The organism is Faecalicoccus sp. (assembly GCF_036552745.1).
GTDB lineage: Bacteria > Bacillota_I > Bacilli_A > Erysipelotrichales > Erysipelotrichaceae > Faecalicoccus.
Genome location: NZ_JAXKBY010000032.1, coordinates 1 through 8,097, shown reverse-complemented (window position 1 = coordinate 8,097; position 8,097 = coordinate 1). Strand labels below are relative to the sequence as shown.

The 8,097-nt window shown below is 40.0% G+C and carries 9 protein-coding genes; 8 read left to right on the top strand and 1 reads right to left on the bottom strand.

What is annotated here, in order from left to right:
- Both U0M88_RS01770 and U0M88_RS01765 read left to right on the top strand, forming a co-directional pair.
- A partial coding sequence (locus U0M88_RS01770) for a TldD/PmbA family protein (RefSeq protein WP_331868712.1) occupies positions 1-1,084 on the top strand: 1,084 nt, incomplete at its 5' end.
- Position 1,085: 1 nt separating this feature from the next.
- Positions 1,086-1,856, top strand: coding sequence for an enhanced serine sensitivity protein SseB C-terminal domain-containing protein (locus U0M88_RS01765; RefSeq protein ID WP_331868711.1), 771 nt, complete (start codon positions 1,086-1,088; stop codon positions 1,854-1,856).
- Here the strand turns inward: U0M88_RS01765 and U0M88_RS01760 are convergent.
- Entirely contained in the window at positions 1,853-2,671 is an 819-nt protein-coding gene (locus U0M88_RS01760; RefSeq protein ID WP_320802088.1) for a Cof-type HAD-IIB family hydrolase, read from the bottom strand. The genes U0M88_RS01765 and U0M88_RS01760 overlap by 4 nt on opposite strands.
- 217 nt (positions 2,672-2,888) lie before the next feature.
- On the opposite strand from U0M88_RS01760, the gene gnd reads away from it, so the two are divergent.
- From gnd to U0M88_RS01730, 6 genes are read left to right on the top strand one after another with little or no spacing between them, the layout of a single operon-like run.
- Entirely contained in the window at positions 2,889-3,785 is an 897-nt protein-coding gene (gnd, locus tag U0M88_RS01755) for a phosphogluconate dehydrogenase (NAD(+)-dependent, decarboxylating) (protein ID WP_331868710.1), read from the top strand.
- A gap of 13 nt (positions 3,786-3,798) precedes the next feature.
- The gene (locus tag U0M88_RS01750) at positions 3,799-4,113 is read left to right on the top strand and encodes a hypothetical protein (RefSeq protein ID WP_167697859.1); all 315 of its coding nucleotides are present in this window, start codon (positions 3,799-3,801) and stop codon (positions 4,111-4,113) included.
- Between the two features lie 2 nt (positions 4,114-4,115).
- Complete coding sequence (locus U0M88_RS01745; RefSeq protein ID WP_331868709.1) at positions 4,116-6,011, top strand: BglG family transcription antiterminator; 1,896 nt, start codon at positions 4,116-4,118, stop codon at positions 6,009-6,011.
- Between the two features lie 23 nt (positions 6,012-6,034).
- Positions 6,035-6,508 (top strand): PTS sugar transporter subunit IIA, encoded by a 474-nt coding sequence (locus U0M88_RS01740; protein WP_117445632.1) that lies wholly within the window; start codon positions 6,035-6,037, stop codon positions 6,506-6,508.
- An 18-nt stretch (positions 6,509-6,526) separates the two neighbouring features.
- Positions 6,527-6,838 (top strand): PTS fructose transporter subunit IIB, encoded by a 312-nt coding sequence (locus U0M88_RS01735; protein ID WP_117445631.1) that lies wholly within the window; start codon positions 6,527-6,529, stop codon positions 6,836-6,838.
- An 18-nt stretch (positions 6,839-6,856) separates the two neighbouring features.
- Positions 6,857-7,924 carry a PTS fructose transporter subunit IIC gene (locus U0M88_RS01730; RefSeq protein ID WP_117445630.1) on the top strand — a complete coding sequence of 356 codons (1,068 nt, stop codon included), beginning with the start codon at positions 6,857-6,859 and terminating at the stop codon, positions 7,922-7,924.
- Positions 7,925-8,097: the final 173 nt, after the last annotated feature.

Here is an 8,097-nt window from a genome sequence, read left to right as displayed (position 1 = left end):
GGCAAAAACGATTTCATCCAAGGAAGAAGACAAGATACGCACACCGCAACCTTTTGAAAGTGTACATAAACCTAAAAAGTGGGTCGTTCCGGATGTTGAACAGGTCAAAGAAGTACTAAAACAACTGGAAAGTAAATTGAAAGCTTATGATCCACGCATTCTGCAGGTCAATGAACTGGGATATCAGGAAGCTTCCGGAAAGCGTATGATTACTAATTCGCTGGGATTGGATGTGGAAGATGAAGAGCGTATGCAGATTATCATGGCCTATGTCGTAGCCGGCGAAAATAACGATGTGCAGGTCAACTATGAAGTGGAGGTTGTCGAAGATCTATCGACACTGGATCTGGATGTGTTTGTGAAAAAAATTTGTGATAAAGCCATCGAAAAGTTGAATGCGTCTTCAATGCCAAGTCAGACCTTACCGGTGATTTTTGAAACTGAAGCGATGACTTCGTTGTTTTCGGCTTTTACCGGTTTATGGAATGGAGAACTTTTGTATAAAGGAATCTCTTGTTTAAAGGATAAATGGAATGAAAAGATCTTTTCTGAGAAAATCACGATTGAAGATGATCCACGTAATGTCGAAGCTTTGACCATTGCCAATTTTGATGATGAAGGCTGCCCAACCAGAAAGAAAGTCTTAGTCAAAGACGGTGTATTTGTACAGGCTTTACATTCGACAAAATCGGCAAGCTGTATGCAGACGGAAAGTACCGGAAATGGTTTTAAATCCGGCTATGCCTCAACGATAGGGGTATCACCGATGAACTGTTGTATCGTACCGGGAGAAAAATCTCTGCAACAGCTGGAAGAAACGATGAAGGATGGCCTGGTCATTACCGATCTGCAGGGATTACATGCGGGAATTGACTTTGTGACGACCAACTTTTCTTTGCAGGCATCGGGCTATCTTGTCAAAGATGGAAAAAGAGATCGCAGCGTAACCTTGATCACGGTTGCCGGTAATTTCATGGATCTGATGAAAAAAGTAGAAGAAGTGGGCAGCGATCTGGACTGGAGCTATCATCAAATAAAGAGTCCAAGCATTTATTTTATAGAATGTGCAGTAAGTGGGGAGTAAAATGATGAATTTTGTGAATCGGGAAATGCAGGAAGCATTAAAAAATCTGCGGGAAACGGACATACCGCAGAATCGAAATAAGGTCCTGGAGCTTTTAATCACAACACAGTTGTTTGTACCGGCTACCTGGGATAAGAGTCCACAGCTGGATGAGCATGGAAATATGACATTTCCACCGGATACGCATTTTAGTATCTTGACCATTCAAACAACGGATAAACAGCGCTTTTTTCCTTTCTTTACTTCCAAAGAAGAAAGTGAAAAATGGGCCGGCTCTAAAAACGGTAAGATGTTGTTGTTGACATTTGACCAGTATATTCCCATTGTGGAAATGGCACAAAAGGATATTGCCGGTATCGTAGTCGATCCTTATGGCATCAACACACCATTTCAAACACCTTTTTTGTTGGAATTAAAAGATCATCCTCGTCATACCGGTTTAAAGGAAACACAAATCTTAAAAGGAGAGAAGGTTTCCTTGCGTACACCCAAAAATGTGGATGATCTAAAAGAGACTTTGATCAAATACGGAAAAGAGCATGCGAACGTACGTTCGATCTATTTTAAGGAACGAATCATGGAAGATAAACCGACACACTGGTTTATCATTGTGGATTTAGAAGAGGAAGATCCACGATATTTGCAGGAAATGGCGCATTATTGTGCTCGCTGCAGCCATGGAAAACAGTTTGAATTTATGTTTGCCAGCATGAAGCTTTCACAGGAAATTATGGAGAAAAACACACCGATTTATTTAAAAACGGATGCTTAGTCATCCGTTTTTAATATATGATCTTCAATAAAATGGGCAACTCCATCTTCATTATTGTCATAGTCAGTTTGATACATGGCAACGGCCTTGATCGCATCACTGCCGTTTTTCATCGCAACCGATAGACCTACGCTTTCTAACATCTCGATATCATTTCCGGCATCGCCAAAGGCGGCTATTTCATCCATGCGGATATTCAGAAGATCGGCAAGCTTTTGAACGGCAAAGCCTTTATTGATATGCGAATCGACATACTCAAAACAATCTTTTCCGGAAGGAAAGCCATAAAGCGATGCATCATGAAAATGGCTGGCTCTTTCTAAGATCACAGGCATTAAATCTGGTTCAAATAGAAGAATGAATTTGTTGGTGGTGCGATGATGTAAGAATTCTTTCATATCGACCTGTATCAAGGTTTCTCCAAATAACTTGCTTCGTTGAATCCATTCTGGTGTGATCTTGGAAGTGTAACGAGCCGGTCCATAAAGAACTTGAAACAAGACCGGAAGATCTTCAAAGTGTTTAACGACTTCAATCAGTGCATCACCGGACATCATATAAAAATCTTGTCGATATTTTTCTTTTCGATCATACAGTGTCGATCCATTCATAGCTAAGATAAATTGTATATTCTCGTCTAATCCCCATTCCTCCAATTTATATTCTACGGACTCCGGACATCTTCCGGTTGCCATGCAGAAATGAATTCCTTTTTGACGGGTACGCTCTAATATGTGTTTTGTATAGGCAGAAGTCTGTTTATTGGAATTGAGCAGCGTACCATCCAAATCGGTAATAATTGCTTTTATCGTCATAATAAACCTCCCTTTTCGTTCATCATAACGCAGAAAAAGAAAGGAAGAAATGAAGATTCTGCGAATTGAATTTCCACAATAAAATTTCCCCATTTTGGCCTAATTGTGGAAAAAATAATGCGGAAATCGATATAAAACGCTTTCATACCTAAACAATTTACACAAATTATAAATTTTTGTAAGCTTAGAGCGTAGAAAACGAAAGGAGAGAATCAACATGAAAATCAAGATGGTCGGGCTAGGAAAAATGGGAATGAATTTAGCTTTGAATATGAAAGATCATAATGTAGAAGCCCAAGGCTTTGATGTCAATCCGGATGCCCACAAAAAAGCAGAAGAAAATGGAATCAAGACATTTGAAACACTGGAGGCGTTGACAAAGGAAGAAGGACAAAACGTGATCTGGGTCATGCTTCCGGCAGGACCAATCACCAATTCCACACTGGCAACGCTTGCCGATCTTTGTAAAAAAGGGGATATCGTGATCGATGGAGGAAACTCAGATCATCGTGACAGCTTAAAAACGGCAAAGATCATGGAAGAAAAAGGAATTTACTTCTTTGATATCGGAACATCCGGTGGTGTATATGGTGCACGTCATGGAGCCAGCTTCATGGTCGGCGGTGATCCGGAAGTCTTTGAATCCACATTAAAAGATGTACTGGAATCCATTGCGGCACCAGATGGATGCTTATATACAGGAAAAACAGGAAGTGGACACTATTTAAAAATTGTACATAATGCGATGCTTTATGGCTATATGCAGACTTTGGGAGAAGGCTTTGAACTTCTGGAAAAAAGTGAGTTTAACTATGATTTAGCACATGTTGCCGAATCGTTGGGCAAGACAAGTGTTATTCGTGGATGGCTTTTAGAGTTAGCCGCCAATGCCTTTAGAAAAGATCCAGATCTTGAAAAGATCAAAGGTGTTGTCGGCGCCAGCAAGACAACTGGTTGGACAATCGAATCCGCTTGTGATCTGGGCGTACCGGTTCCGGTCATTTCATTATCATTGATGATGAGACTTCGTTCAAAACAAGATGATTCGTTTGCGGCTAAAGTGGTTGCTTCTTTACGAGACGAAGTAGGAGGACATAAAGCACAAGCCAAATAGTAAGGAGATCAAAATGTGGTTTTATAAAATTGAAAAAGATGTAAAACATAAAAAACTGCATGTCGTTTGGAATACAGGAATGACCTATGCGATACGAATCATTGGTATTACGGGAATTCTTTGTTGTTTGTTGAATCAGGCTGTTATTGCCTGGATCAGTCTGGCCATTCTGGCCGTCTTGTTAGGCTATTATTTGTATCGGTACGGCAGCTTGGTACAGATCCTTCATGCACATGAAAAACTGGAATCCTTGGAATATACGGGAAGTCGTTACTCCTTTAAAGATCCTTTACGTGTATCGGTTCCGTTGCCCGGAAAGATGAGGTAAAGATGAACGATCGCAAACAAAAGATTTTAGAACTTCTGCTTTCTTCAAAGGAACCTCTGACAACAACCCAAATTTCACAAAAGTTAAATGTAACATCCCGAACGATTCGCTCCGATTTAGCACAGATTGAATCGGCTGTATCCACACATGGCTGCAGACTCATGAAAAAACCACATGTTGGTATATGGATCGAAGGGAGCATGGCGGATAAAAACACATTGTTTCTCAGTTTCAATACCGAGCCCTTACCTACAGAATCGTATTCAAAGGAATATCGGGTTGGCAGTATTCTGGCGCAGATCCTTTTAAGCAACAGTCGTGTTTATCCACAGTATTTCGCAGAAAGCTTTTATGTGAGTCGTTCCACGATCGATAAAGATCTGCAGGAAGTGAATAAATGGCTGGAAGACCATCATCTTCAATTATCCCGAAAAGAGAATCAGGGCTTATATGTCGAAGGGGATGAACGAGATATCCGAAATGCGATCTCCAGTCTGGCAGCCCAGCTCAACCGCAAAAAAGTTCCGTTTATGTCGGTTGTACAAAAGTATTCTTCAGAAGATGAACAACAGATTGCAGATTTAGTCAGACGTTGGAGCAAGGAAAACAAGATCAATCTCAGTGAGGTCAACATTAAAAACCTGTCCTTTCACATATTGATCATGTTGATACGTATTCGCCAAAAGAAAAGCTATTTGAACGATCATGAGTTTAATCTGGAGCAGTTTAATAACTGGAAAAATACGGAAGTGACAAGGTTGATCACTTCTTTGGAGGAATTGCTTCACGAAAAGATACCGAAAGATGAAACGTATTATTTACTGATGCATATTACCGGTATGTTGTTGGAGCGAAGTGATTTTATCACCAATCCGATGTTTGATGATCTAAAGGAACTTGCCAAAAAGATTGCCAATGAATTTATCGGCAATATAGAGAAGATCATTCCGTTGGGATTTGATGAAAGTGAGAACTTCAAACAGTCGTTATTCTATCATCTTTTACCGACGATCTATCGTTTGAAATATGGATTGAACTTATATAATCCTTTATTAAATGAAATCAAGATGAATTATACAAGCTCTTTCTCTATAGCATCGATCATCAACTCCAGCTTTAAGAAATATTTGAATGTAACGGCCGGAGAAGAAGAGATTGCCTTTATCGCCATTCATATATCAGTGGTTGTCGAAAGTAAGAATCGCCAGGTGACGGTTGCCGTAGTTTGTCCATTGGGTGTAGGTGTTTCACAATTATTGCGCATCAAACTGCAGGAAAACTTTCCGGACGTGCACTTTATCAACGTTTCCTTTGAAGACCAGGAACGAATCAACCAGGCCGATCTTGTGATTTATACATCGAATGTCTTTCCAACGAATAAACCAAGTGTAAAGGTCAATCCACTGTTGATGGATGTCGATGTACAACGCATACAAAAGCTGATTCAAAACTTTGAAGCCAGTGGACAAAACAATTTTTCTTACCAAACGATTCTGTATGAACGTTATAAGACAGATAAATATACAATTTTAAAAAATTTATCACAACGTTTGGAAATGTGTGGTTATGTCACTTCTTCTTTCTTAGATGGTGTATTAAAAAGAGAAATGATGGGTTCTACGGAAGTAGGAAATGGCATCGTGCTTACACATGGCTTCCATGAACATGTATTAAAAACGCAGTTTGCATTTTGTAAATGTAAGGTTCCGATTTTATGGAATAAAGAATATGTCGATTTTATTGTCGTATTAGCCATCGAGAAAAAAGATGCGAAAGATGTCATGAAGATGAGTTGGCTATACAAAATGCTTGTAGATAAAAAAGTAATCGATGAAATATCTAAATGTGAAGATGAGAAGTCAATTTACGAAATATTGACCAGAGAAAGTCACAAATAAAGTGAATCTCTAGAAAGGATATTATGAATTTATTAGAAGTATTAGACGTAGATCTGATTGATCTGGAAATGGATGTTGCCAGTAAGGATGAAGCAATTCGCGCTTTAGCCGGCATGCTGGATAAAAAAGGAAATATCAATGATTTAGACGGCTTCATCGATGCGGTCTATGAAAGAGAAAGTATTGGAGAAACCGGTATGGGAAATGCGATTGCGATTCCTCATGGCTTGACCAATTGTGTATCCAAAGCCAGTGTGGCCATTGGTAAGACAAAAGCACCTATTGAATGGGAAAGTTTGGATGATCAACCGGTTCGCTTAGTATTCTTACTGGCTATGCCAAATGATAACTTACAAAATACGCATTTACGTATGTTGGCGCAGTTAGCAGCTGTACTGGCATACAAAGAACATATCGACTCGCTAATGGATTGTAAGACCAAAGAAGAGTTCTTCAATCTGTTTAAATCATATTTTGATGAGCGTGTAAATCAATAAGGAAAGGAGGGAAAGAGAATGAATATCGTAGGTATCACATCTTGTACATGTGGAATTGCTCATACATACATGGCAAGAGAAAAATTGATTGAAACCGGAAAAAAATTAGGATGGAGCGTTAAGATCGAAACACAGGGAAGTGGCGGTATCGAATATCCGTTGACAGAAGACGATGTAAAGAATGCCGATTGTGTCATCCTGGCAACCGATGTTGCGGTTTCCGGAACAGAACGTTTTAAAGGGAAACCCGTTGTAAAAGTGCCGGTATCCGTTGCCATTAAATCACCGGAACACCTATTAAAACAAATTGAACAAAAATTAAAAAAATAATCATTAAGGAGAGAAATTATGTACGCAGATGTTTTTAAGCACTTTAAACAGCACTGTATGACAGGTATCTCTTATATGATTCCAGTTATTGTCATCGGTGGATTTTGTACCGCAATTGCTCGTTTGTTCGGAGATGTAGAAACGGCGGGGACGATTGGTTACGCATTTATACAAGCGGGAAATGCAGCTTTTGCGTTAATGATGGGTGTATTGTGTGCGGGAATCGCATATTCCATTTGTGGTAAACCGGGAATTGCTCCAGGCATTGTTGCCGGTTATTTATCCAATCAAGTTAAAGCTAGTTTTTTAGGAGCGTTGGTTTGCGGATTCTTAATTGGTTTAATGATTTTATGGATGCAGAATGTATTCCCTAAATCGAAAGCACTAAAATCCATGTATCCGATCGTTATCTATCCGGTACTGTCCGGAATCGTTGCGACCGTGGTCATTATGTTCTTGGTTGGCCCACCATTGGCTGCATTAACTGCTTATTTAGTCGATGTATTTATGGGAATGAGCGGAATGTCTAAATTCGGCTTAGGATTTATCTTAGGTTGTATGACCGGATTCGATATGGGTGGACCGGTTAATAAAATCTGCTTCTCTATCGTTACTGCTTTTGCGGCTTCCGGTGTATATGGACCGGCTGCCGGTAAGAACGCGGCTGCCATGGCTCCGCCTTTAGGAATGGCTATTTCCGCATTGATTCTTACACCAAAAAAATATACAGCACAAGAAAGAGAAGATGCCAAAGTTGCGATTGCCATGTCTTTATGTCAGGTAACTGAAGGGGCGTTGCCATTTGCCTTTAACGATCCAAAACGTGTAGTTCCTGCCGTTACGATCGGTTCTGGTGTAGCACATGGTCTGATCCTGACTTGGGGCGTTACTGTACCAGTTTTACATGGTGGTATCTTTGCGATTCCTTTGACAAGTAATCCATTGCTTTGGATTGCCGCTTATCTGATCGGTGCGATGGTTACGGCAGTGATCGTATCTGTATTAAAGCCAAAACATCCGAAAACAGATGAAGATATCGTTGAAGAGGAAGAATTGTCCGAAGATATTGAAATTGAAATTGGTTAATACAAAGAGCCCTATGAGGGCTCTTTATTTATAAGGAGAAAACAAATGAAGATCGAGAAAAAACATTTAGACGATATCAAGCGCTGCTACTGCGCCAGCAATATCTGTATGAACGGTGAAAACCATATCCTTCTGGCCAGCGAGGATCCCGATATCGCCTGCAACATGTACAG

Coding starts and splice junctions, on each gene's coding strand:
- U0M88_RS01765 (WP_331868711.1), top strand. CDS start 1,086: ATGATGAATTTTGTGAATCGGGAAATGCAGGAAGCATTAAAAAATCTG.
- U0M88_RS01760 (WP_320802088.1), bottom strand. CDS start 2,671: ATGACGATAAAAGCAATTATTACCGATTTGGATGGTACGCTGCTCAAT.
- gnd (WP_331868710.1), top strand. CDS start 2,889: ATGAAAATCAAGATGGTCGGGCTAGGAAAAATGGGAATGAATTTAGCT.
- U0M88_RS01750 (WP_167697859.1), top strand. CDS start 3,799: ATGTGGTTTTATAAAATTGAAAAAGATGTAAAACATAAAAAACTGCAT.
- U0M88_RS01745 (WP_331868709.1), top strand. CDS start 4,116: ATGAACGATCGCAAACAAAAGATTTTAGAACTTCTGCTTTCTTCAAAG.
- U0M88_RS01740 (WP_117445632.1), top strand. CDS start 6,035: ATGAATTTATTAGAAGTATTAGACGTAGATCTGATTGATCTGGAAATG.
- U0M88_RS01735 (WP_117445631.1), top strand. CDS start 6,527: ATGAATATCGTAGGTATCACATCTTGTACATGTGGAATTGCTCATACA.
- U0M88_RS01730 (WP_117445630.1), top strand. CDS start 6,857: ATGTACGCAGATGTTTTTAAGCACTTTAAACAGCACTGTATGACAGGT.